The 24,714-nt window shown below is 61.3% G+C and carries 20 protein-coding genes; 7 read left to right on the forward strand and 13 right to left on the reverse strand.

The window, feature by feature from the left end:
• Positions 1–7 precede the first annotated feature (7 nt).
• The 5 genes from VKV28_02870 to VKV28_02890 all read left to right on the forward strand — a co-directional run bounded on the left by VKV28_02870 (position 8) and on the right by VKV28_02890 (position 7,557).
• Positions 8–1,537: a DHA2 family efflux MFS transporter permease subunit gene (locus VKV28_02870; protein ID HLH75727.1), complete on the forward strand. Its 1,530-nt coding sequence runs from the start codon at positions 8–10 to the stop codon at positions 1,535–1,537.
• Positions 1,538–1,743: 206 nt separating this feature from the next.
• Entirely contained in the window at positions 1,744–2,898 is a 1,155-nt protein-coding gene (locus tag VKV28_02875) for a Rieske 2Fe-2S domain-containing protein (GenBank protein HLH75728.1), read from the forward strand.
• A gap of 86 nt (positions 2,899–2,984) precedes the next feature.
• Positions 2,985–4,601, forward strand: a complete 1,617-nt coding sequence (locus VKV28_02880) for a thiamine pyrophosphate-requiring protein (protein ID HLH75729.1) — start codon at positions 2,985–2,987, stop codon at positions 4,599–4,601.
• A gap of 31 nt (positions 4,602–4,632) precedes the next feature.
• The gene (locus VKV28_02885) at positions 4,633–6,258 is read left to right on the forward strand and encodes an MFS transporter (GenBank protein HLH75730.1); all 1,626 of its coding nucleotides are present in this window, start codon (positions 4,633–4,635) and stop codon (positions 6,256–6,258) included.
• 294 nt (positions 6,259–6,552) lie between these two features.
• Positions 6,553–7,557, forward strand: coding sequence for a hypothetical protein (locus VKV28_02890; protein ID HLH75731.1), 1,005 nt, complete (start codon positions 6,553–6,555; stop codon positions 7,555–7,557).
• A gap of 258 nt (positions 7,558–7,815) precedes the next feature.
• Here VKV28_02890 and VKV28_02895 read toward each other — a convergent pair whose 3' ends face one another.
• The 5 genes from VKV28_02895 to VKV28_02915 all read right to left on the reverse strand — a co-directional run bounded on the left by VKV28_02895 (position 7,816) and on the right by VKV28_02915 (position 12,182).
• The gene (locus VKV28_02895) at positions 7,816–8,457 is read right to left on the reverse strand and encodes a DnaJ domain-containing protein (protein HLH75732.1); all 642 of its coding nucleotides are present in this window, start codon (positions 8,455–8,457) and stop codon (positions 7,816–7,818) included.
• Positions 8,458–8,500: 43 nt separating this feature from the next.
• Positions 8,501–8,911, reverse strand: coding sequence for an Hsp20/alpha crystallin family protein (locus VKV28_02900; GenBank protein ID HLH75733.1), 411 nt, complete (start codon positions 8,909–8,911; stop codon positions 8,501–8,503).
• A gap of 16 nt (positions 8,912–8,927) precedes the next feature.
• On the reverse strand, positions 8,928–9,374 hold the full coding sequence (locus VKV28_02905; protein ID HLH75734.1) for an Hsp20/alpha crystallin family protein: 447 nt from the start codon (positions 9,372–9,374) through the stop codon (positions 8,928–8,930).
• A 241-nt stretch (positions 9,375–9,615) separates the two neighbouring features.
• A complete protein-coding gene (locus tag VKV28_02910; protein HLH75735.1) occupies positions 9,616–10,257 on the reverse strand; it encodes a c-type cytochrome in 642 nt (213 codons plus the stop codon).
• A gap of 20 nt (positions 10,258–10,277) precedes the next feature.
• A complete protein-coding gene (locus tag VKV28_02915; protein HLH75736.1) occupies positions 10,278–12,182 on the reverse strand; it encodes a thiamine pyrophosphate-binding protein in 1,905 nt (634 codons plus the stop codon).
• Between the two features lie 749 nt (positions 12,183–12,931).
• Between VKV28_02915 and VKV28_02920 the strand changes: the two genes are divergently transcribed.
• Positions 12,932–13,354, forward strand: coding sequence for a secondary thiamine-phosphate synthase enzyme YjbQ (locus tag VKV28_02920; protein HLH75737.1), 423 nt, complete (start codon positions 12,932–12,934; stop codon positions 13,352–13,354).
• Between the two features lie 83 nt (positions 13,355–13,437).
• Here the strand turns inward: VKV28_02920 and VKV28_02925 are convergent, their stop codons facing one another.
• From VKV28_02925 to VKV28_02960, 8 genes are all read right to left on the reverse strand, one after another.
• Positions 13,438–14,691, reverse strand: coding sequence for an MFS transporter (locus tag VKV28_02925; protein ID HLH75738.1), 1,254 nt, complete (start codon positions 14,689–14,691; stop codon positions 13,438–13,440).
• Between the two features lie 136 nt (positions 14,692–14,827).
• Positions 14,828–15,877 (reverse strand): LLM class flavin-dependent oxidoreductase, encoded by a 1,050-nt coding sequence (locus VKV28_02930; protein ID HLH75739.1) that lies wholly within the window; start codon positions 15,875–15,877, stop codon positions 14,828–14,830.
• A gap of 144 nt (positions 15,878–16,021) precedes the next feature.
• Positions 16,022–16,483, reverse strand: a complete 462-nt coding sequence (locus VKV28_02935; GenBank protein ID HLH75740.1) for a cupin domain-containing protein — start codon at positions 16,481–16,483, stop codon at positions 16,022–16,024.
• A gap of 58 nt (positions 16,484–16,541) precedes the next feature.
• Positions 16,542–19,562, reverse strand: coding sequence for an efflux RND transporter permease subunit (locus VKV28_02940; protein HLH75741.1), 3,021 nt, complete (start codon positions 19,560–19,562; stop codon positions 16,542–16,544).
• A 59-nt stretch (positions 19,563–19,621) separates the two neighbouring features.
• Positions 19,622–20,590, reverse strand: coding sequence for an efflux RND transporter periplasmic adaptor subunit (locus VKV28_02945; GenBank protein ID HLH75742.1), 969 nt, complete (start codon positions 20,588–20,590; stop codon positions 19,622–19,624).
• Positions 20,591–20,700: 110 nt separating this feature from the next.
• The gene (locus VKV28_02950; protein ID HLH75743.1) at positions 20,701–21,999 is read right to left on the reverse strand and encodes a TolC family protein; all 1,299 of its coding nucleotides are present in this window, start codon (positions 21,997–21,999) and stop codon (positions 20,701–20,703) included.
• 55 nt (positions 22,000–22,054) lie between these two features.
• Complete coding sequence (locus VKV28_02955; GenBank protein HLH75744.1) at positions 22,055–23,419, reverse strand: HAMP domain-containing sensor histidine kinase; 1,365 nt, start codon at positions 23,417–23,419, stop codon at positions 22,055–22,057.
• Entirely contained in the window at positions 23,416–24,135 is a 720-nt protein-coding gene (locus tag VKV28_02960) for a response regulator transcription factor (GenBank protein ID HLH75745.1), read from the reverse strand. The genes VKV28_02955 and VKV28_02960 overlap by 4 nt, the downstream gene beginning before the upstream one ends.
• A gap of 151 nt (positions 24,136–24,286) precedes the next feature.
• On the opposite strand from VKV28_02960, the gene VKV28_02965 reads away from it, so the two are divergent.
• Positions 24,287–24,714: MBL fold metallo-hydrolase (locus VKV28_02965; GenBank protein ID HLH75746.1), on the forward strand; the 428-nt coding region annotated here is incomplete at its 3' end.

Here is a 24,714-nt window from a genome sequence, read left to right on the forward strand (position 1 = left end):
ATGGCTGGTGGCATTCGCCGTAATGTTGGGCGCGACGTTGGAGGTGCTCGACACCTCGATCGTCAACGTCTGCCTGCCCCACATGCAAGGAAGCTTCTCGGCCAGTGTGGACGAAGTCACCTGGGTCTTGACCAGCTATATCGTGGCCAACGGGATCATGATTCCGCTGACCGGGTGGATTTCGGCCCGCTTCGGTCGCAAGCGGTACTTTCTGACTTCGGTAGTGGTCTTCGTGATCGCCTCGGGGCTGTGCGGCGCGGCCGGCTCGCTGAGTCAGATGGTGGTCTTTCGTCTGATTCAAGGCGCGGCGGGAGCGGCGATGATTCCCTCTTCGCAAGCGATTTTGATGGAGACCTTTCCGCCCGAAGAGCAAGGTATGGCGATGGCGCTGTGGGGTGTGGGGCTGATGGCGGCGCCAGTCCTGGGGCCGACTCTGGGCGGCTGGATCACAGACAACTGGAACTGGCGCTGGAATTTCTACATCAACCTGCCCACCGGCATTCTGGCCGCGATCATGGTCACCACCTTCGTCCACGATCCCGAGTACCTGCGCCAGTCGCGCAAGCAGGCGCGCCGAATCGATTATTGGGGTATTGCCTACCTTACGCTGGGCTTGGGCCTGCTACAGATCGTGCTGGATCGCGGGCAGCGCGCCGATTGGTTTAATGCCTCATGGGTCTGCCTGTTCACCGCCGGCGCGGCGTTGGCGCTCATCCTGCTGGTGATTCACGAATTGCGCTTTCCCGAACCGATTCTCGATCTCAGCATCCTCAAGATCGTCAATTTCGACGTTGCCGTAATCGTAATCATGGGGCTGGTGCTGATCGTGTATGGCACCAATCTACTCAATCCCCTGTTCTTTCAGGATCTCCTCGGCTACTCGGCCTGGGACGCAGGGTTGGCGGTGGTGCCGCGTGGAGCGGGCACGTTGTGCGCGATGCTAATGGTGGGTGAGATGTCGCGCCGAGGCTGGGACACCCGCTTTCTGGTCGGCCTGGGCTTCGTCGTCCTGAGCTATGCGGTGTGGCAAATGGGGCAATGGACCCTGGCGGTGGGTATGAACAATCTGGTGGCCCCGGTGTTTATCTCCGGCGTGGGCGGTGGGCTGATCTTTCCCATCATGTCGGCCTCCACTCTGTCCTGCGTGGAACCGCAACGGATGGGCTACGCGGCGAGCTTATACAACATGATGCGCAATACCGGCTCTGCGATCGGCATCTCTATGGTTTCCAATCTGCTCAACAGCCGCGAGCAGATCCATCAGTCATATCTGGCCGGCCATTTCCAGATCTTCGACGCCTGGCGGATAGATCAGATGGCGCGCGCACCGGGCGCGCCACGACTCAATCTGATCCCGGGCCTGACAACCCATCAGATGCGGGGCTACGGCCTACTCTACCATCAGATGGTGCAGCAGGCGCAGTTGATGGCCTACAACGATATCTATCGGCTGCTGGCCGTGGGCGCGCTACTGTTCGTGCCCGGTTTCTTACTCTTGCGGCGGGTAGGCAGCGGCGGCGGCACAACGATGCATTAGTTAGCAGAAACCCGCAAACCGATCTCACTCAAAAAGTTATAGGCTCTGGTCTGCCAGCACGCCCCAAGTGGCTGACGGCGCTTTACAGTGGCACTATCCAAGCGCTACAGGTAAGCCGGTTGGTGGCTGCGTAGCGCAGGCCAAGACCCGACTAGACGCTCAGCGGCGGGATAAAGTGGCCCGCCCTTTCATGAAGGAGCATCGCCGTGGACGCAGAGCAATCCAAGCTGCTGGTGGAAGTTTCAGCCGGCACTCCGATGGGCATCCTGTTACGAAGTTTCTGGCAGCCCATCGCGGTGGCCGACAAGCTGGCGCCGGGCCAGGCGCGCGGCTTGCGCGTGATGAATGAGGAGCTGACGCTTTTCCGCGGTCAGAGCGGGCGCTTTTATCTTGTAGGCGGCCGCTGCGCCCATCGCGGCACCGTGCTGCATACGGGCTGGGTTCAGGGCGAACAGATTCGCTGCATGTATCACGGCTGGCGCTACGCGGGAACGGGCCAATGCACCGAGATGCCGGCAGAAACCCATCCGCGCCCCGAGCTGGTCAAGATCGCAGGCTATCCGCTGCATGAATATTGCGGCGTGCTGTTCGCATACATGGGCGAAGGACCTGCACCCAGCTTCGAGCTGCCGCGCAAGGACAGCTTGGAGGAACCCGGCTGTTTCATTCTCCATCAGGAGCAGGTGTGGGACTGCCATTGGTTCCAGCAGATCGAAAATTCCCTGGACGCGGCCCACGTCAGCTACGTCCATATGTGGGGCAAGCTCGGCCGCTTCGGCGAGGAAATTACCGCGGCCAGTCCAGAGCTGTCCTACGAGGAGACCAGCGCGGGTATTCGGCAGATCGCGCGGCGGCCGGGCAACAACGTGCGGGTCAGCGACTGGACCTTTCCCAACAACAATCACATCGTCTCGGCCGGCTTGGTCAAGGGCGAACCCTGGTTCCATACCAGCGTGTGGGCGGTGCCGATCGATGAGCGCAACACGCGCCGCTTCACTATCGTCGCTATTCCGCCCACGGCCGCCGCCACCGCCGAGCTAATGGCGGCCGAAATGGCCAACAATTACGACCCCTCTCAACATTACGACGAACTGTTCGACCGCCATCACGTGCCCAAGCAGGGCGAAGGTTACGGCTTGACCTCGACCCAGGATTACGTGGCGCTGCGCGGCCAGGGGGCAATCGCCGATCGGGGTGCCGAGCGGCTTGGACGCACCGACGCCGGAATCGCGCTGCTCCGCAAAATCTTCCTGCGCGAGCTGGCAGCAATTCGCGCAGGCAAGCCGCCCAAGCCTTGGCGCAAGCTGCAAGAAGCTCCCGACATGCCCTCGCCGCCGGCGGCGCAAAGCGCGGCCCGCTGAGCAGGTAACCACTGGCTTTGGTTGATCAGCAGCCACGCACTTAACGGGCAGCGCGCGGCAAGTTGTAGCTTGGCCCAGGAGTAGAAATGAAAGTTACCGAAGCGATCGCACGGGTACTCAAGGCGGAGGGGATTGAGTTCCTGGTCTGTTATCCTCGCCAATTGCTGATCGACGCCTGCACCGAAGTGGGAATCCGCCCGATCATCTGCCGCCAGGAACGGGTGGGCGCGGGGATCGCCGACGGCATCAGCCGCTCTACCAACGGCGCGCGTATCGGCGTATTTGCGATGCAGGGGGGACCGGGGGTGGAAAACTCCTTTGCCGGAGTAGCTCAGCTCTTCGCCGATAACGTGCCTGTACTGATCCTGCCGGCGGGGCAGGCGACGGGCCGGCGCTACACCCCACCGACGTTCTCCGCGGTGGACAATTTCGCGCACATCACCAAGTTCGCCGCCGAACTCAATCAGCCGCGCCGAGTGGGCGAATTGATGCGCCGCGCGTTTCAGCAATTGCGCTCGGGCAAGCCGGGGCCGGTGCTGCTGGAGCTGCCCGGCGACATAAGCGAAGCAGAGTTGGAGGGCGAGCTCGATTACACTCCGGTCAAGCCACTGCGCACCGGCCCCGATCCGGCTGAGGTGCGTACCATGGCCGAGTTGCTGTTGGCAGCCAAATGCCCGGTGATCCATGCCGGCCAGGGTATTCTTTATGCTGGTGCGAGCGCGGAATTGGTCAAGCTGGCTGAACTGATCGACGCCCCGGTGCTGACCACCAACACCGGCAAGAGCGCTTTTCCCGAGGACCATCCCCTATCCCTGGGCGGTTCGGCAATTTCGGCTCCCAAGGCAGCATTCCATTTTCTCCGCCAGGCTGATCCGATCGTCGGAATCGGCACCAGCTTCAGCCGCACTCCCTGGGGGCCACAGATCCCAGCCGGCAAGACTATCCTGCACATGACCAACGATCCGGGCGACATCAACAAGGAGTTCGCCACACGAGCCGCGCTTCTGGGCGACGCCAAATTGGTGCTGGAAGCCTTGATCGCTGAGATCGGCCCGCGCCGGCGGCGCACCGGGATGGCTTCGCAGGTGCGCGCGCTCAAGGAAGAATGGCAAAAGGAATGGGCGCCAGAGCTGACTTCCAGTGAAGTGCCAATCAATCAATATCGCATCATTCACGACTTGATTGGCGCGGTCGATCCGGCCAACACTATCGCCACCCACGACTCGGGCAGTCCACGCGAGCAGGTGGTTCCGTTCTGGCCCTGCGTTACCCCGCGCGGCTATTTGGGATGGGGCAAGTCCACCCAGCTAGGGCACGGGCTGGGGCTAATCATGGGAGCCAAGCTTGCCCACCCTGACAAACTATGTGTCAACTTCATGGGCGATGCGGCGATGGGCCAGGTGGGAATGGATCTGGAGACCGCGGTGCGCAACCGGATCGGGATCCTGACGATCGTATTCAATAATGGCGTGATGGCGGGCGAGCGAGCCTCGATGCCCAAATCGATCGAGAAACATCACGCGCTCGATCTGGGTGGCAACTACTGCGAGGTCGCCAAGGGGCTGGGCGGATGGGCCACTCGGATCGAGCGCGCCGAGGCGTTTTTGCCCGCCCTGCGCGAAGCGTTGGAAGTTACCCGCGCCAACCATCCCGCGCTGATCGAATGCGTGGCCAAGCAGTGTTATCACTTCTCGCGCTACTGAGCCGCTGAGGGCTTGCCCGGAGCAACGCCTGATGAAGCCCACCGCCGCCGTCCCCGCCGCCACGCTGCGCAAAGTTATCGTGGCGGCGCTGGCCGGCAGCATGTTCGAGTGGTACGACTTCCTGCTTTTCCCGGCCTTGGTGGTTTTTTTCAGCGAGCAGTTCTTCCCCCCCGGCAATCCCACCGCCAATCTGCTCGCAGGACTGGTCACTTACAGCGTCTCTTACGTCGTGCGCCCGCTGGGGGCTTTCGTCTTCGGCCATTTCGGCGATCGCGCGGGACGCAAGAACACCTTCCTGGTGAGCATAACAATGATGGGAGGGGCCACCGCCGCGATCGGCCTGCTACCCACCTTCGCCCAGATTGGCTGGATGGCGCCGGCGATGCTGGTGGCATTGCGCCTGACCCAGGGACTCTCGATGGCGGGCGAGTACAGCGGCGCCGCCACCTACGTTGCCGAGCATGCTAGCGACGGGCGGCGCGGCTATCAAACCTCGTGGGTGCAGATCGCGGTTTTCCTGGGCGTGGCGCTGTCGGGCGCCACCATCCTGATCACGCGCCTTTCGATGACCCAGCCTCAATTCATGAGCTGGGGCTGGCGGCTGCCCTTTCTGCTCTCCATAGTGATTTTGGCGATCTCGATCTACATCCGCTACGGGCTGGAAGAATCGCCGGTCTTTCGCGAGATGCGCCAGGCCCACCAGGGCTCGCGCGCGCCAGTGGCCGAAACCTTCGGCAGCCTGCGCAACCTGCGCTATGTCGCGATCGCCTTCATGATGTGCAGCGGACAGGTGGTGGTCGGATTCATGACGACCTATTCGTTGATCTTCCTGCTTGCCGTGCTCAAGGTGGGATATGCAACCACTTACAGCTTGATCCTGGTCTCGCAAGTAATAGCCTTCCCAATGGCGATCGCCAGCGGCTGGCTGTCAGATTTCGTCGGTCGAAAATGGATCATGCTGGGCGGCTGTCTGCTTGGTGCCCTGACCTATTTTCCGCTCTTCGCCGCGCTGACCCGCGCGGCCAATCCGGCGCTGGCCGACTTTCAGGCCCGCGTGCCGGTGACTATCGCCGCCGATAGCTGCCATCTCCATTTCCTGGTGACCGCGGCCACCAAGCTGAGTGCCTGCGACCGGGCGCGGGATTTTCTTACCAGCAAAGGGATCAGCTATCGCTCGCTGCCGGGCACGGCCGAGGGCACCATCGTGACCATCGGCACACGCAAGCTGCATGGTTTTGACGCGACCCAATATATGGCGGCGCTGCGCGCGCAAGGCTATCCGCCCGGCGCTGATCCGCACCGAATCGACAAACTAAAAGTCGAGCTGATCCTGGTGGCGATTATTCTGTACGCGACCATGACCTTCGGTCCACTGGGCGCGTTCCTGACCGAACAATTTCCCACCCGCATTCGCTTCAGCGCGGTTTCGATCGCCTACAACTTTGGCGCCGGATGGGTCGGCGGCCTGACTCCTTTTTTCATCTCGATACTTTCGGTGCGAGCTGGCGATATCTTCTTTGGCCTGTGGTTTCCGGTCATCGCGTGCAGCTTGGTCTTCGTGCTCGGCGCCTTGTTGATTGAGGAGGGGCACAACCGTGCGATCCGCGAAGTGTGGACAGTTGAAGAACCGTCGCTGCAAGCGCGTGTTCGGCTCTGAAGCGGCGCTACTTCGCCGGCAAGTAACTGACGCGCCGAACCGCCGACATGTCGTCCTTTAGCGAAGCGAGCGGGGGCCAACAAAGGCTCTTGCAGCTCGGCCCCATCGCAGTGGCGCAGGCGGGCGCGGCGGCCCGCGCCACTAAGCCCAAGCCGGTACCAGTTTCCGAGACCGCGAAGCGCTCAACTGATTTGGGAGTCGCAAGCCCCTAGGAAACGCGACTTGCCCCGATGGCGCGGCCGGACGTATAAGGCAAACAGCAAGCCGAATCTCGCCGCTCTGCGGAGGCAAGCCATGAGTTTTACAATCTGCGTAGGCACGGTTGGCGCCGGTATCTGGTACAGTCCCGACGGCGGCGAGCATTTCAAAAAAGCACGAATGCAACTGCCCTTCTTCTGGGAAATCGGCGACATCCAAGTACGCGCCCTGGCAGTCTCGCCTCACGACCCTCATCGCATCTACGCCGGCTCGGACGTGGGAGTTCATTTCAGCGAGGACAACGGCGTTAGTTGGGAGATGCTGGGACTGAAGCTGGAAGGCGCACACATCTGGTCGTTGTTGCTGGATCCAGCCGACCCTGACGTTATCCTGGCCGGGACCAAACCGCCCGCGATTTTCCGCTCCAGCGACCGCGGTCGCACCTGGACGCAGCTTAACGCGCCGCTACCCCAGCGTTGCCCGATCCCCATTGGCCCGCCACGCGTCACCGCGCTGGCAGTCGATCCGCGCGACCCGCGCAAACTGTTTGCTGGCGTGGAGGTGGGAGGCATCTTTCACAGCCATGACGGCGGCCAGAGTTGGCGACAATTGCCCCAGCTCGGGCCGCGAATCGAAAGCGGCTTCGATATTCATGGCCTGGCTCTGAGCGCGGGTGATTGCGCCAGACTGCTGGTCGCCACTCCCGACGGAATTTGGATAAAAGAAGAGGGCGGGGGCGATTTCACTCTCCATCAGTTTGCCCCGATCGGCGATCAGCCAAATTGCGCCTATACGCGCGGTCTAGCGCTCAAGCCCGGCACCTCCGAGGTCATTTTCGCGGGCGTCGGCAATGTTGTTTTCGGCGAGACCGGCGCGGCTTATCGCTCACTCGACGGCGGCCGCAGTTGGCATGCGATGAGGTTGCCGGTGGCGCCCAATTCCACCATCAACGGGTTCGCGGTCAACGCCGCCGATCCCGAGCTGGTCGTGGCCAACAGTATCAACGGCTACCTTTATTTAAGTCGCGACGGGGGCGATTCATGGCACAAGCTGGCGCGCGAATTCAGCGAGATTCGCGCGCTGGCCTGGTTACCCAACTGAGCCTGATCCGCGAGCTGCTGTTTGCCCGGATTCGACCGGCTGCAAACGCGCCCGCCTGCGGGATCGCATTTCTGGCACTGTCGGGCTGTCTCGGTCCTCATCGCTAACACCACCGTCGCGATGAATACGTCGATTAAGAACTACGGTTCGGCAGCTTTTTCGTGATGGTGGCGAAATACAAACGGCTCATCAACGAGCGCTTGATACCGACTCGTAGTTACGGGAGCCTGCCCGTGTGTGGCATAGTGGAATTAAGCCTCACGTCACGGTCACCCGCACTTCTAACAGCAAATTCGTTATTCCAGCGTCGCTCAGAACTTCGAATCTGTCGCCGTCACTCGCGCCGGGCGGAATATCGATGACCACTTCACGCGTGCTTTCGACAACTCCGTCCCCATAACAGTCCGGACATAGACTCCACCCTTCGCCCCTTCCACCGCAGCGTTGACAGGTGACGTAACAGAAGACGCTGAATGGCACCCGACAGCCAAAACGCGCCTCCTCAGCGTCGAGCACCGCTTCCACCCCGAGCCGTCGTGGAGGCCCGCCGTTCTTCGTCCGATATCCGAAGAAATGCTGCTCGATCTGATCGAACAGCGATCCAAGTGAACGTTGAACCGCGAGGAAATCATCGCGAACCGCAACCGGTTCTCGCCTCGCCCGCAAGGGCTGGGCCGAAAAGGGTTGTTGGACAGCAATCTCAACGTCATAGGTGCGGCGCCGGTCGGGATTGCTTAAGATCTCGTAGGCTTCGTGGATTTCTCGGAAGCGTTCCGGATCGGGACGCTCGCCCACGTCGGGATGGACGGTGAAGGCGATTCGCCGATAGGCTCGCTTGATCTCACCCGGCGCCGCATTTGCTGAAACGCCAAGAACTCGATACAGGTCTCGCTTGGGCATGATATAACCACCACGCGAGAAGTTTTTCTCTATCGCTCAGGCCCTACGCGCTACGAACCTCGATTCGCCGGGGTTTAGCTTGCTCTTTCTTGGGCAATTCGAGTTCGAGCACGCCGCTACGCAGGGTAGCCCTTATCTTCGCCTCGTCGATGTCTTCGTTCAGCGCAAACTCGCGGTAGTAGTTGCCGACGTTATACTCAGTATACATCGGGCGCAGTCCCGCATACATCTCGGTGGCAACCTTGCCGACTATCGTCAGCACGCCATCCTTGAGCGTCACATTTACATCCTTCTCCTTGACACCTGGCATGTCGGCCCAAAGCTTTAATGAATCATCAAACTCGTAGATGTTCACGTCAGGCACATAATACCGTCCGGGACGAGTTTGTTCCTGCGGCTTGGCCACCTGCTGCTTCTCCTTGGTGGCGATCTCACGAGTTTCTTTTTCTGCCATGATGTTTCGCCTCCTTTCACGCCGTTTGGACGGCAATCTGCCGCGGCTTGGCACGCTCGGCCCTTGGAACGCGAATAATCAGTAACCCGGCCTCGTAGCGGGCCTCGGCGTTTGCGAGCTCATAATTTTCAGGCAAGTGAATCGACCGAGAGAACTTCCCCTTGTTGAGTTCGCGTCGATGATACCCCCAACCATTACCGTCCGGCTCGAAGATTCGCTCGCCACTGACGGTCAAGGTGTGCCCGGTCCCGCTGAGGTTCAGCTTCGCCGCGTTCAGACCGGGAGCCTCGGCAATGATCAAAGCGCCCTCGGACGATTCAAAGATGTTGACCGGCGGGTAGGCACCGAACCCCGATGGCCCCATCGCGAACGCCGGATTTCGCATGAATCGCTCGAGCTCTTGCTGTAGGCTCACTAAAGACCCAAACGAGTCCGGGCTGGTGTCGAATCTCAACAAAGCCATTTGCGAGAACCTCCTTTCTCTGATGGGATGGCCTTGCGCAAAGGCGGTCCGAGGCCGGTTTGATCAAGGCCTTTCGAACGCCTGAACTAAACCCGAAGGATTTCTCGAGCACGTGCCGACTGAATTTCGAATAAGCATCGTCAAGCAGGCGCGCAAGTCCTGAAGCAGACCCAAAAAACTTTGCCTGGAGGGCTGCAACAGTAGGTTGGTGAGCGAGCGCCAGCGGCTTTAGCCGCTGCCGTCAGCGGTTGGTCAGCAGCGGTAAATTCTTGAGCGCCGGAGGCGGCGGCAGCGACCGGACGTAGGCATAGATATCGGCGAGCTGCTGCTCGCTCAGATACTTGACTGGATACTTAGGCATATATTGGCGAGGTAACCTGACCTGTGCGGCGAAAGCCGGGTAGGGCAGCGGGTTGGGGCTGAGGCTGGGACCGGTGAAGACCGAACCCTCGCCGGCGTAGTCGTGACACTCGTAGCAGCCCACCTTGATGAATAGCAGCTTGCCCCGCGCGGCTGACCCCGAAGGAGCAAGGGGTGCCGCTGACATAGGCAGAGCGGCTGGTTTACCGCCTACCGAGGTAAGATAGGCATAAAGGTCGGATAAATCGCGATCGCTGGCGAATGCCGCAGGAAAGGCCGGCATCGCGCCGCGCGGTCGCCTGATTTGACGAATAAAATCCGACAGGCCGAGCGTGATCCCCGCCAGCTTGGGCGCCGGTACGCCAGGACGGGCGTTTCCCCCCTCGCCCTGGGCACCATGACAGGCAGTGCAGCCCAGCGTGTTAAACAGGATTTGGCCATGGGCCGCCGAACCGGTGTCGGCGGCATGACCGTTGACCGCCACGAGCAAGCCAAGTACCAGGGTCGCGATAGCCGTTTTCATCGAAACCTTACCGCCAGTTGTTAACGGGGCTGACAGATGACGTCGACCAGGGCGGGATGGCCGCCTTTGACGATGTTCAGCGCGGCGCGCAGGGTTTGACCGAGTTGAGCCGGATCGCTGACCGGCCCCGATGACCACACCCCGAGTCCCGACGCCAGCTTGGCGAAATCGATATCGGGATCGGTGATTGCCGTGCCAATATAGGCGCGGTCAGGGCTGCGGCCGTGAAGCGAGGCCATGTTCTGTAGGTGCATCATCTCCTGATGGTAGGCGCGGTTGTTGAACATGATGGTCATCAGGGGCAGGCGATGGTGCGCGGCAGTCCACAGCGCACCGGGGGAGTACATCAGATCGCCGTCGGGTTGAAAGCTGACGGTGATGCGGTCCGAGGCCTTGTTGGCAAGTGCGGCTCCGGCTGAAGCGGAAATCGCATAACCGACTCCATACCCCCCTGGACCGCCGAGATATTGCTGATACTCGGTGAAGTTCCACAGCGCGTGCGGCCAGATGGTTTGGCCGTTGGCGGCCAAACACCAGTTTTCGTCTTTGATCACGTTCCAGGTTTCGGCCGCCAGCCGAGCCGTACTGATAGGACTTGCGTTCCAGGCGTAGGTCGCCGTTGTCAACGTCTGGCGCAATGCTTTCTGGCCCATCGCCTTGAGGGCCTGGGTGCGTTGCGCGACAACCGCCTGCTTATTGTGAAAGGCGCGCCGACAGGACTCGATAAGCGGCGGCAGGCTGGTCTGGACGTCGCCGATAATATCGAGATCCACCGCTTGATAGCGCTCGAAGTCCTGGTAGTTGGACTTCATATAGGCGGCTGCCATGTTAATGTGAATCAGTTTGACATCGGTTGGCGCCAGCCGGCGGTAGTTGTGATACGGATCGCCAACCGTGTTGAGTTGGCCCCACAGGTCGGAAACCTCCAACGCCAAAATCACGTCGGCCTCGCGGATCAGCCGGCGTTTCATCCCCGACAGGTTGGCGTAATGGCGATTGGGAAAATTCATTCGCCCGCCCAAATCGACCACCGGAATCGCGGTCAATTCAGCCAGCTGAACCAGCAGTTGCATGCCTTGCTGGGTGCGCGCCGCGCGATCCGCCAGGATCACCGGGTGGCGAGCCGCGGCTAACATCGCAGCCGCCTCACGTAAGCTGCCTTCGTCGCCCTGGGGAAAAAAGATGGGACCGACTTTGGGTATCCCAAGCAGTCCCGCCGGATCGACCGGACTTTCCTGCAGCTTGGCATCGGCGACAATCAGACTGGGCCCCATCGGTGGGGTCATCGAAAACTCGTAAGCCCGTACCAGCGACTCGGCGAAATGTTGAAGCGAGGCGGGCTGGTCGTCCCATTTGGTGAAATCGCGCAGCATGGCGGCCGGATCCTGGGCGGAATGAAACCATTCCACGCCCGGCCGCCGGTAAGCGGCGTCGACCAGGTTACCCGCCATCATGATAACCGGAACTCGGTCGCTCCAGGCGTTGTAAACCGCCATCGCGGCATGCTGCAGCCCCACCGTACTATGCGCCAGAATCGCGATTGGTTTGCCCGCCGCTTTGTAGTAACCGTGGGCAAAAGCTACTGAAATTTCTTCATGGTTGCAGGTTATAAACTCGGGTTTCGAGTTGCCACCGTAGTTGATTAAAGATTCCTGCAGGCTGCGAAAGCTCGAACCGGGATTGGCCGCAAGGTAATCGATGTTCAAGCTCTTGATGACGTCCACCATGAAATCCGAACCAGGATGGGGGATAACCATTGCGCTCAGCGGTGGCGCAGGGGCCGCGAGCAGCTTACTGCGGTTGACGGCGGCGCGTGCCGCGCGCTGGGTGGAGGTGCCGACCAAGTCAGCGGTGTCGGGAGGGCTGGCCTGAGCGGCGGCCCCAGGCGCGATACGGCTTGTCACGGCAGCCGCGGTGACCGCCACCGCCGCACCCTTTATGAACGTTCGGCGATCCAGTGATCGAGCTTCCGAACCGCCGCGTGTCGGCGCTTTTGGCTTTCGCATCTGGCCCTCGTGATTATCCTGGCCCCGCCGGCGATCCACAAAAAGCCGCCGGATAAGCAGAATTTTCCAAAATCACTTTTTATTCAGTAGGCCGTGGAAACGGGTCTCCGCAAACCGGCCCGTTATCGGTCATCTTCCACGGGTCTGAAGAAAAAGATTTCGAAACAACGCCATCTTTTATACGGCGGCAATAATGCTGAAAGAGCGTGCGCCGAACTTCTCCGGACTAAGGTTTCCCCTTTGCCAGAGCAACCCATAGACCAAGCCTTACCCATTGTGCAAGGCTTTACGCTGCTCTATTGCGTCGACTTTTTCATGCCAGAAAGCGTGCGTGCAGGGCACCGCATGTTGCCCCGGCGCGTAATTCTCGAGTCCGATTATTTTTGCGCAAAGATAGTCAATTTTGCTTAGTTGAAATGGGGCGGTCGGATGGCAAATTTGTCTACGCCCTTGAATATGCTGGCGACGCGCGGTGCTGAGTCTAATGCTTCCGCCGCATTTCTTTTCGAGCCTGCCCCTCCATGCGATCGACCTAAGCTTCTTAACCTGGATTTATATTTTACCACTCGGACTAGCAATTTAATAAAATACCCAAAAAAGGACTGACGGATCGGGCTTTGCATAACAATTTTGATGGCGTACAGGAGGGCGGTTACGGAGCGAAGGCAATGAAATCTCATACCAGTTATCTTACGATGAACGTGCCGGCGCGGATGGAGTTCGTCAACATCACGCGCCAAGTCGAAAATGCGGTCGCAAACTCCGGGGTGCACGAAGGGCTATGCCTGGTTAACGCGATGCACATCACCGCGTCAGTCTTTATCAACGACGACGAACCCGGCCTGCTGGAGGACTATAAGCGCTGGCTTGAAGAGCTGGCACCCTTCGATCCCAGTTCGACTCGCTACCATCACAATCGCTCGGGCGAGGACAATGGCGATGCCCACCACAAGCGCCAGGTGATGGGCCGGGAAGTGATGGTGGCAATCACCGCGGGCAAGCTGGACTTCGGCCCCTGGGAGCAGATTTTCTACGGCGAGTTCGACGGCCGCCGTCCCAAGCGCGTTTTGATCAAGATAATCGGCGAATAAGCCAACCCAGCGCAGCACTTACCGCCCGCTGTAACAGGATGCGCGGCTCTAGATCGTCGCGGAAGCCGGAGCGGGAACGGTGGTCAAGCCGTGGCCGAGACAGCTTGCACTCGAGGCAGTGGAAGCTGGTCGTGCCCAGGTGCAGGCCGCACGTTTTGTACGAACCCAGCTCCGAGGAGGATCGCGCCGCTGGCGATGAGCAAGGCCGGTACATAGCTGCCGTTGAGATCGAAAATGCGGCCCGCCCAGATCGGCCCCGTCGCCATGCCAATGGCGGTGGTAAAACCCATCACGCCGACCGCCGTTCCCAGCCGGCGCAAGCCGATCGATTCCGCTAGCAGCACCGGTAACAGCGCGAAGATGGTGCCGCACGGGACGCCCCAACCCACGATGTACAACGGAATCATGAAAGGTTGCAGGTATAGGTTGCTGAAGCCCGCGAGAGCACCATTGCCGATCGCAACCGCCATCAAGGCCAGCGCCAGAACACGACGGGTCCCGACCCGGTCGGCAAGCAAGCCCAGTGGTACCGTGCACAAAGCAGTCCCCATGGTTTGCGCGCTATAGATCAGGGCGGCACGCTGGGGTCTGAAGCCCAGGCCAATCATGTAGGTAATGGAGTGGGTCAGCGAAGCGGAAAATCCGCTGGTGAAGAGGAATTCGGCGGCCAAAACCAGCAGAAATGGCGTGCTGCTCAAGGCCGCCTTCAGCTCCAGCCCGGGCAGCGTGGCGACTTCCGCGGCGGTGCCGCGGGCTTGGGTCGCCGCCGGCCGCGTTCGCATCACCCACAGCACGTAAGGTAGCGCAACGAGCAGGGCTGGAGCGGTCATCCAGCCGATCGCGCTGCGCCATCCATAATGGATAATCAGAGTGGTCAAAACGAGAGGTGAGAGTGCCATTCCCAGGCCTCGCCCAAACATGATCACGCCGCCGGCAAAGCCGCGCCGGCCACCGAACCAGTTGATCGAAACCACCATGATTGGAATTATCGCGAGCTGGCTGCCGACCCCCAGCAGCGCCCATACCAGCGCCATCGCGCCAAAGGACGAGCAGCGAGCGGCGAAGCAATACAGCAGCGCCATCAGCGAGATCCCAGCCGCCATGGTCCAGCGCGCATCGACCCGATCCAGCAACCAGCCCGCTGCTGGAGCTACGAAACCGCCCACCAAGGCCGCGGCAAAAGCCAATTCGCCAACCGCCGCATGGCTCCAGCCAAAGGTCCGAATAAAGGGGGTCATGAAGACAGCAGTCAGCGTGAGATAGGGGCTGGAAACCAGGATCTGGGTGACCAGCAATCCCGACATCACACTCCAGGCACCTGGCTGGTACTCTTTCAAGCCCGCCTCTAAAAACGCTCGATTTACCCGCTCACTCCAGGCCGCCCTGGTTGTGCCATCAGCGCGGCCAGAACGCAAGCTGCGCGGGCTGGCCGAAAGCCGTGTTGATAAAGCAGGCGCCGCAGTAGAAGCGGCGTCAGGTGAGGCTGGTAGCCACCTCCGCCATGAAGCGCGCCATCTCATCCTTGACCTGGGCGTGGTCCTTGAGGCCGACGTTGAAATATAAAATCACCTCGTCGAAACCCGCCTCTTCTACTTTCTTGAGGGTGTCGATCATCGCCACCGGCGACCCTAGCAGCACCGAGTTCTCGGTCAGATCCTCGGGCTTAACCTGGCGCAACCGCTCGACCATCTCGATAAAGTAACGATAACTGGGTGGCGCGGTCTTTGGATCGCCGGGGAAGGCCGGAATCACGCATTCCTTGTAATAGCGGATCTGGCGGGCACGGGCCGCCTGCTCCTGCGCCGGCGTATCGGCAAAATGGGTGAAGTAGCTGCACATCAGGCGCCCGGGCGTGGTGCCGTGACGGGCGCAGGTCTCGTGATAAAGCTGAGCGACCTGGCGCAGGCCGCCGTAACTCATCGCGGCAGCGAAAGGAGCGACGATTAGTCCGCATCCCAGCCGGGCCGCCAATTCGATTGATGGTTTGGAAAACGAAGCGACGTACGTTGGGATAGGGCGCTGAACGGGCTGGGGCGTAACGGCGACATTCTCGAACTGATAGTAGCGACCGCGATAAGAGATCGGGCGTGGCCCCGACCACAAACGGCGTACTATCTCCAATCCCTCCTCGAAGAGCACCTGGTTGTCTTCGAATGAAACCTTCAACGGGAGATATTCCCGTTGGTCGTAGCCGCGGCCAGCGGCGAAATCGACCCGGCCATTACTTAGCAGGTCCAACGTGGCCCATTGCTCAGCCACCTGGATGGGATGATGGAGCGGCAACACTGTCACAGCCGGAGCCAAACGGATTCGGCAAGTACGTGCGGCTACGTTGGCCAGCACCAATTCGGGGCAGGAAAGCACGCCCAAGGTGCTGAAATGATGCTCGCCGATCCAGGCCGAATGCATCCCAACCTGCTCGGCGTAAATCGCTTCGTCTAGAATGTCGGCGACAAACGTATCGGCGGAGCGGGTATTATGGTCGTAATGATTGTCACTGAGGGTGAAATAGCCAAAATCCATCTCGTCTCCCGCGCCGAGGCTGCGCCCAAGGTTGAAAAGCGCTTCCAGAGCAGCTTTGTAAAATGACCGAGCGGACAGTCCAAGGCAACCCGCCTCCACTCGCCCACGCCGGGCCGGCTTTCATTCGCCGCCGCGTGGCTTTGCTCAACGCGGTTTATGGATGGGATCGATCCACGGCACCTGCTGCGGCTGCTCGACCGGCTCGATATCCAGGTTAACTACTACCGCTTCGTTGTCGCTGCGCACAACCACGCATTCCAGTGCCTGCTGGGCGCTGGCGTTGATCTCCTGATGAGGGACATAGGGCGGAACGAAGATGAAATCGCCAGGCCCCGCTTCGGCCATGAATTCCAGCCGCTCACCCCAACGCATCCGGGCGCGGCCCCGGATCACATAGATTACGCTTTCCAAAGCGCCATGATGATGGGCTCCGGTTTTGGCGTCGGGCGCGATGTTGACGGTACCAGCCCACAGTTTTTGCGCTCCCACGCGCGCATAATTGATCGCCGCCGCCCGGCTCATCCCAGGCGTTTGCGCGGTATCAGGGTCCAGCGTGCCGGCAGGGATAACCTTGACCCCGTTAATTTTCCAATCGGAAGCTGCCATTAAAAGTCCTCTCCGTCCCCGACCCTATTCCTGCCCGCACACGTTCCGCAATCCAGACTCAAGCGCGCGTCGGACGGGGCGTACCGATGAGATACAGGCCACCCGCCAGAGCGGTCGAAAGCACCATCGCGAAAGCCAGTCCGCCGATCACCGCAATCGCCAGCGGCTGCTGAATCTTGGCGCCCGCACCAAAACCCATCGCCAATGGCAGCAAACCCGCGGCAGTGGCCAGAGTAGTCATCATGATAGGACGCAGGCGGATTTCGGCCGCACTGGTCAGCGCGGCCCGCGGCGTCTTGCCGTCGGTGATTTCATGCTCGGCGTGGTCGAGCAGCAGGATGCCGTTTTTGGCGGTGATGCCGGCGACCATGATTAGTCCCATGAAAGAGGAAATGTTTAAGGTGATGCCGGTCAACTCCAGCGCAATCAGGCTGCCAGCCAAACAGGAGAGCGCGCCCAGCACGATCGCCAGCGCGGGAGTCAGGCGGCCGAATTCCCACACCACCACCAGAAACATCAGCACAGTTCCGACCACCATCACCAAGGCCAACTGTCCAAAGGCCTGCTGCTGTTCGGCGTACAAACCGCCGTATTCCAGCGTCACACCTGGCGGCAGCGCGAGATTGGCCAGCCGCGCCTTTACCCTGGCCATCGCAACTCCCAGATTAGTGCCGCTGATCCGGGCGGTAACGTGAACCACCGGGCGCAGTCGCTCGCGATCCAACTCGGTGCTCTCACCCAGGTAGCGCATTCTCGTCACCATCGAGAGCGGAATATTACCGGGGCCCGGAGTTTTGAGCAGAACTTGGGAGAGCAGATCGAGATTGTTGTGATAATCCGAAGGATAGCGCACGCGCACGTCGATCAAGCGATCACCCACGCGCAACTGGGTGGCCACCGTGCCTTCGACCACGGCGTGCAAGGCAGTTTGAATATCCTGCGCCGACAGCCCGTAGCGCAGGGCCTGGGCGTGATCGACGACCAGCTCTTCCTCGGGACTGCTCAGCACCACGCCGTTGTAAACGTCGACCAGACCCGGCGTTTGTTGCAGCCTCGCAGCGATAGTGTTGGCGGTGCTTTGAATGGCACTTTGATCGGAACCGAAGACCTTGACCTCGATCGGTTGCGGGGTCCCGGACAGATCGCCAATCAGATCCTGTAGCACCTGCGAAAAATCGACCTGCACGCCAGGCACGCTGGCCAGCACGCGCTCGCGCACCGCCTCCATCACCGCGTTGATCCCACGTTGACGATTGGCTTTGAGCCGCACCGTGATGTCCCCGGTGTTGGATTCGGTGAGCTGGAAACCGCGTTGCGTACCAGTGCGACGAGCGAAGGCGACCACCTCGGGCGTGTTTTTCAAGACCGCCTGGATCATATGCAGCAAATGATCGGTTTCGTGCAGGGTACTCTGGGGCGGCGTGATGTAGTCCAGGACAAATGCGCCCTCATCCATCGCCGGCAGATAGTCGGTGCCTATATTACTGGCCAGCCAGCCCGCCGCGCCCAACGAGAGCACAACCGCCAGCACCGCAAGGGCGGGAAAGCGCAGAAACGGCCACAGCATCCGGTCGTACAAAAACAGCGCGCCATGGAACAGCCGCCCGGGAGGGCGGCTGCGTCGCCGCCAACGGCCGACCTTGCGCTCCAAAGCGGGAGTAAAGGCCAACGCGATGGCTAAAGAGATCAGCAGCCCGGCGCCCAGCGTGATGGCCAAGGCGCGAAAGAACAGCCCCGTCACGCCCGAAATGAACGCCAGCGGTAAAAAGACCACAATCACGGTCAGGGTCGAGGCTATTAGGGGGCGCGTCAGTTCGCTCAGTGCCCCGCGCACCGCTTCGCCGATCTCGCGGCTGTGAGCCAGCGAGCGATGGATCGCCTCGATCATCACGATAGCGTCATCGATGAACAGCCCAATACCGGCCGCCAGCCCGCCCAGCGTCATCATGTTGAAGCTCATCGAGGTCGCCTTGAGCACGCAGAAGGTGGTGGCGATGGTGCACGGCACGACGATCGCGGAAACCAGGGCGCTCAGTGGGCTCATCGTGAACAGCAGCACGACTGCGACCGCCAGCACCAGACCGATCACGATGGCGTCACGCACGCTGCCGAAAGATTCGTTGACCAGTTGAGCCTGATCGTAATTGAAGGAAAAGCGCACGTCGGGATAGCGGCGGCGGAATTCGTTGACCAGTGCGTGGGCCTCGCGCGAAATCGCGACTGTGTTGCCGCTGGGTTGGCGCGACACCCCGATCAGGACCGCCGGGCCGTCCTCCGATTCACAGCGCACGTAGTCCTCGCGAATTCCCACTTCGACCGTGGCCAGATCGCTGACCCGAATCGGACGACCGCCGCTGTTGGCCACTGCTACGCCTTCCAGATCTTCCGTGCCGCGCAGGTTGCTGCTGATCACCGTGAGCAACAGCCGATGGGTATCATTGACCCGCCCGGCCGAGGCGATCACGTTGGCTTGCGCCAACCCCGCGACTACTGCTTGTGGCGTCAGGTTATAGGCCAAAAGCTTGGCCGGATTGAGATGGACGACAAATTCCCTGTACTTGTCCCCTCCCATCTGGACCAGGTAGACCCCTGGAATGCGATGGAAGCTGGGCACCATCTCATAGAAGGCGATATCGGTCAGCTCAGCCAAGCTGCGCACCGGCGAGCTAATGCTGACGTCGAGAATCTCATAGGTGCTGCTGGTGAGCAGGCGGGTGTCAATAGTTGTTTCGGGCGGCAGCTGACTGCGCACCTGACCCAACGCCGCATTGAGCAATTGGTAATCGGTGTTGGCATCGCTGCCCTCGCTGAAATTGACGTCGATCTCGGTCGACCCGCGAGTCGTGGAGGAACGTACGAGCTGCGTTCCGATTACTCCATAAGAGGCCTGCTCTAGCGGGCGCGTGACCGCTACCAGCATTTGAGCAGCCGGCAGGTCACCACTGTTGGCGATGATCACCGCGCGGTTGAAAGTGATCTCGGGAAAGACCGAATTGGGAATGCCCAGGGCGAGCAGCACGCCCAGGATGCTAGTGGCAAACACAGCCAGCAACGCGAGCAATGAGTAATCATGCTTCATGCTAATCGCCAACCTGGCCCGGTAATGACCGATCTTTTACCTGTCGGTTGTGCAAAACATCACTGGTCGCCGGGTTTTGCCACCGGTCTGCGCGCACCCGTCTGCGCCGCAGGCGCCATTAGCTTGCTGGCGGCGCCATTGTCAGGCTCGATGGTGGCGCGCACCTTGAGGCCGTCGGAGAGCGCATAACCACCCGAGGTAATGACGATTTGACCCGGACGCAGGCCGCTGCGCACCTCGACCAAATCATCCTGGCGAACCCCCGGCACGATAGTTGTGCGGCGCGCGATCTGATTTTGATCAACGAACACGTAGTAACTACGCGTGCCCGCGCTCTCGAACAGTGCCGCCTTGGGTATAACCACCGCCTGTGAAACGGTCTCGGTTACTATAGTGACCTCCACCGCGATTCCAGCCACCGCCAGCGGGGGCGAGCGCAAAAAGGCGAGCCGGGCGGAGGCAGTGGCAGGATTGAGGTCGAAACTGGGAGCCAAGGCCTGCAAGCGGGCGGGAAATACCTCTCCCGGCGCGAGCGGCGAGCTGATTTCCGCCATCATCCCTGGTTTCAGGCGACGGGCCTGATCGATCGGCACGGTGGCCTGGACGTAGATGCTGGAAGGATCAATCAGATCAACCAGCGGATCGAGGTAGGCAACGATCTGACCATTGCTGACCAGGCGCTTGGCCACCACCGCCGCTTGCGGAACCACCACTGGCACGCCCGCATCGGAGGCAAAGCGTTTGATCGTGCGCGCCAGTTGCGCGGCCGAGGCCGGATCCAGCTTGCGCGCCACGCCCAGGCCTGCTTGGGCCGCTAGATCTTCCTGATTGATCACCTGGGCCACGATTTGCCCCCGCCGCACCCGGTCGCCACTTTGCAGTTCTAGCCCCTGGACCATCCCTGCGCACGGTGCGCGCAGGGTAACATGTCGCAAGGCCTGGGTCAGTCCCAGCAGCCGCGTGCTCTGCTGGATCGGCGCCCGCGTAACCCGCGCCGCCGATACCGCCATCACGGGCACCGAGGCCACATTACCAGCCGTGCTAGAGTCCTCCGAGCGAGCGCACCCCAACACCGCGATCGCCAGCGCACCGAGCGCCGGCGCACACCAGCGCGAGCACCTCCGTGGCCGAGAGTCGCTCACGGCTGGGCCACGATCAGTTGGCCCTCGATGCTGGCCAACCGTTGCGCGAACACTTGCTGGATGCGGCTGAGCTTCATCTGTTCCGCCTGATTGTAGGCATCCAGCACTTCCAGCAAGGTGGTGTTGCCGCCACCCAGAAAACGGGTCCAATACAACGCGAAGGCGTTGGTCGCAGTGGGTAGCGCATGGGCCAGCATCGCTAGCTCCTCGCTCGCCTGCTGGTAGCGCAGACGCGCATCGGCCAAGCGCTGCTTAAGATCGATCTCGATCTGATGTTGCTGGGCTAGCGCCGCCATCCGGCGCGCCTTGGCCTGATTGACGTGCGCGCGGATCAGGCCGCCTTCAAAGATCGGCACCGTCACCAGGCCGTCGTAGGAAGCCCCCAGGTTGTGAGCCACCGTATGCGGCGGGTTGACTCCGAGAAAGCCGCTGGTGAGAGCCAGGCTGAAGGTCGGATAGGCTTCGGCACGCGCCGCCGTAACTTCCTGCTGCGCTGCGTTGACTCGGCGCTGAGCCGCCACCAGAAGCGGATTGCGCTCGATGTCGTCGCCCGGAGGTGGGGGCGGCGCGGTGATATCGGCAATTCCGATATCGGTCTGATCGAAATCGCCCATCAACGCGCCCAGTACTACCGAGGCGCGCTGGCGCGCCGCGCGCGCGCCGACCAGGGAGAGCTCGGCGGCGTTGCGCGCATTTTGGATTTTCAACACATCGCTTACGATCGCCCGTCCGTTGCGCTGCAGCGCGATGACGATAGTAACGTACTGATCCAGCCGGTGCAGACTGGCCTTGAGCTCGGTTTCAATTTGGCTGGTTTGCAGCAGATTGTAATAGGCCAAACTAGCATCGAACACCACCTGTGCGCGCGCCGCCGCCATTCCCATCGCAGCGGCCTGGCTGGCATAGCGCGCGGCTCGGTAGCGCGCCAGCCGCTGCCCACCGTCAAAGGCGGTATAAGTCAGCACCAACATGGTGTCCGATTGGCCGCTATTGGTAATAATCGGACTGTAGCCAGGCGCCTGATAATACTCGGTGTCGTATTCCAGGTTGGGCAGCAGCGGAGCACGCGCTACGTCGACATTCGCGGCGCCCAGTTGCTGTTGCGCGCTCGCCGATTCCATCGCCGGCGTAAACTTCAGCGCCCGCTCGATCACCTCGTTCAGAGTCAGGTTCTGCGCACCTGCGCTCGAGGCTCCCAGCAGCAGGCCGGCTAGCATCAGAGTCGAAACGCGCAGGCCCTGAGCCGTTCTCCTGCCCGCTGCCAGCCGTGGTTGACCAAACTTGAAAAGACCCATCCCAAGGTTGCCAGCCATGGGATAAGAAGTAGCAGGGGTGCGAACCTAAACCTAATTAACAAATATTTATGTTCGAGCCGCTCAGCGGCAGCCGCACCTCGACCTCGCACCCGCCCTCGGCGCGCTGGCGGGCGACAACAGTACCATGATGCAGCGAGACGATTTCGCGGCACAGCGCCAAGCCCAAACCGCTGCCGGCCGCCTTGGTATTGGGGCTGGTGAAGAAGGGATCGAAGATGCGCTCGGCTTCACCCGTCATCAAGCCTGGTCCGTTGTCACATACCGCCAGCCGGGCAAACTGCCCTTCGCGACTGGTCACCAACTCGATCGCGCCCCGCTCGGGGGTGAACTTGATCGCGTTATCAAGCAGGTTTAGCATCACGCGCTCCAAATCGCGGCGGCTGCCGCGCACCGGCAATTCACCGTCGGTGCATACGCTGATCCGTTGGCGGCGAGCGGCAGCTAGCGGCTGCGCGCGATAGGCAACCGCAACCACCAGGGCAGCCATATCCAGGATGTCGGAGGTGGCAGTGTAAGCCGCATCCAGGCGCGCCAGCGCCAAAAGATCCTCGGCCGTGGCGCAGAGTTTTTCCACTTCCGCCAGCGCTTCCTCCATCGCCAGGCGGCTTTCCTGCACGCTGCGCGGGCGGCGCAGTGATACTTCAAGCCCGCTGCGAGCGACGGTCAGGGGTGTTCGCAATTCGTGGGCCGCTTCTGAAATAAAGCGTCGCTGCGCGGCGGAAGCCCGCTCCAGGCGCGTAAGCAGCTGGTTGATCGAGTCCACCAGACGACGCAGCTCGTCCTTAGTGGCCGGCTGAGGCAGCCGCTCTCGCAGATCGTTGGGGCCGATGCGCACCAAGGCCGCGGCCAGCCCCCGGATAGGCGCCAGCGCTCGTGCGGATAGCCAGTAGCCACCCGCCACGCATAAGCCGAGGATAAGCGGCAACACCAGCAGCAAAGTGCGGCGCAAGCGGGCCACCGTGGCCGCCACCGGCGCCGCGTCGATCCCGTCTTGCAGCCAGGCCGGCTGAGCTTGAAACTGCAGCGGCACCACGGCGAAGCGGGAGCGGCCATCAACGCCGCTTGCGATCACGCCCGTGGGCACTAGGGGCCAGCCCGCGGGCGGGCGCGTCGCCGCCGCGCCTCGATCGAACCACACCCGCCTGGGAGCGCTTAGACGAACGCGGCGGCCGGGCCCGAGATCGGTCTCGACGCTCAAGCCATTGAGGATGGCCTGGGCTTCGCGGGGCGAGGCTTGGGACAAGGCGTGAGCGGCGGTATCGGCCTCCTCCAGCAGCGCCCGATCCAACGTGCCCCACATCTCACGCGAGAAATAACCCAGAATGAGTGACCCGGCCCCCAACAGGATCGCTGCGGTGACGATTGCCCAGTACAGGGTCAGGCGCAGGCGCAGGCTCACACCAGCAGCCCGCCGCCGCGCAAAGGCTCGGGCACTTCTACCCGCAGCAGGTAACCGCGCCCGCGCACCGTGACGATCATGGAGGGCTGGCCCACCTGATCGATTTTCTGACGCACCCGGTTGATAAATACCTCGATCAGATTGGACAGAGGCTTGTATGCCGTCCCCCACAGCGCTTCTCCCAGGGTGTCGCGGCTGACCGCTACACCCGCCCGACGCATCAGATATTCAAGGAGCATTAGCTCCTTGGGCGATAAATTGAGTTCACGTCGCTGGCGCCAGGCTTGCCGACGCGCGCTGTCCAAGCGCAGCTCCCCAACCTCGATCAAAGTGCGCGTGGCAGAAACCGGGCGGCGCAACAGGGCGCGCACGCGAGCCAGCAATTCGCTAAAGGCGAAGGGCTTGATGAGGTAATCGTCGGCGCCGCCATCCAACCCGCTCACCCGCTCCTCAGTCGAGCCGCGCGCGGTCAGAACCAGCACCGGCAGGGCCGAGCCGGCGGCCCGCAGTGCGTGTAGGAACTCCAGCCCGTCTTCACCCGGCAAGCGCAGGTCGAGGGTCATCAAATCGAATTTACCCTCGCCCAAAGCGCGGCGAGCCGCCTGCGCATCCGTCGCGACCACAACACCGTAGCCGGCCTCCTCCAGCCCCCGTTTCAGGTTGGCCGCCAGCTTGGCTTCATCCTCAACTACTAAAAGCTGCTGTAGCGTTTCCACTGGCTCAGGCTGCTGCCTCGTAAGCCTTGACATGCGGCAAAAAATATTGTGCCAAGCCTTTGGGCACTTGCAAATGGACGCGACTTAAGCGCCCGATCGAGTGTCGAAGACACACCACATGATATAAGGAAGCGACCGCAGGAGGTTGGCAATGGACATTCTAACACCGGTGGACAAGCTCGAAATTCAGGTTCTGGTCGATAACGTAACCGATAACCTGTCCACCGCGCCCGCCTTCGTGGAAACGGAGCTCGCGTATCTGGAACGGCACGGGATGACAGAATTGACCGGTGATTGCCTGTGCTGCGCATGCCACGGTTTGTCCTGCTTGATTGTCGCCTCGCGGGGACGAGAGCGCCATACCGTGCTGTTCGACTCCGGCCCCGAGGAATACGCCTTCGAACGCAATTCACGCCGCCTGGGCGTGGATCTCGGGCAAGTAGAAAGCGTCGTGCTCAGCCACGGCCATTGGGATCACGCGGGCGGAATGCTCAAGGCGCTGGAACTGATTAGGGCTGGCAACGGTGGTCGCGAGGTCCCCTTCTATGCCCATCCGGGGATGTTCGGCCGCCGCGCGCG

The organism is Candidatus Binataceae bacterium (genome assembly GCA_035294265.1).
Taxonomy (GTDB): Bacteria; Desulfobacterota; Binatia; order Binatales; family Binataceae; genus DATGLK01.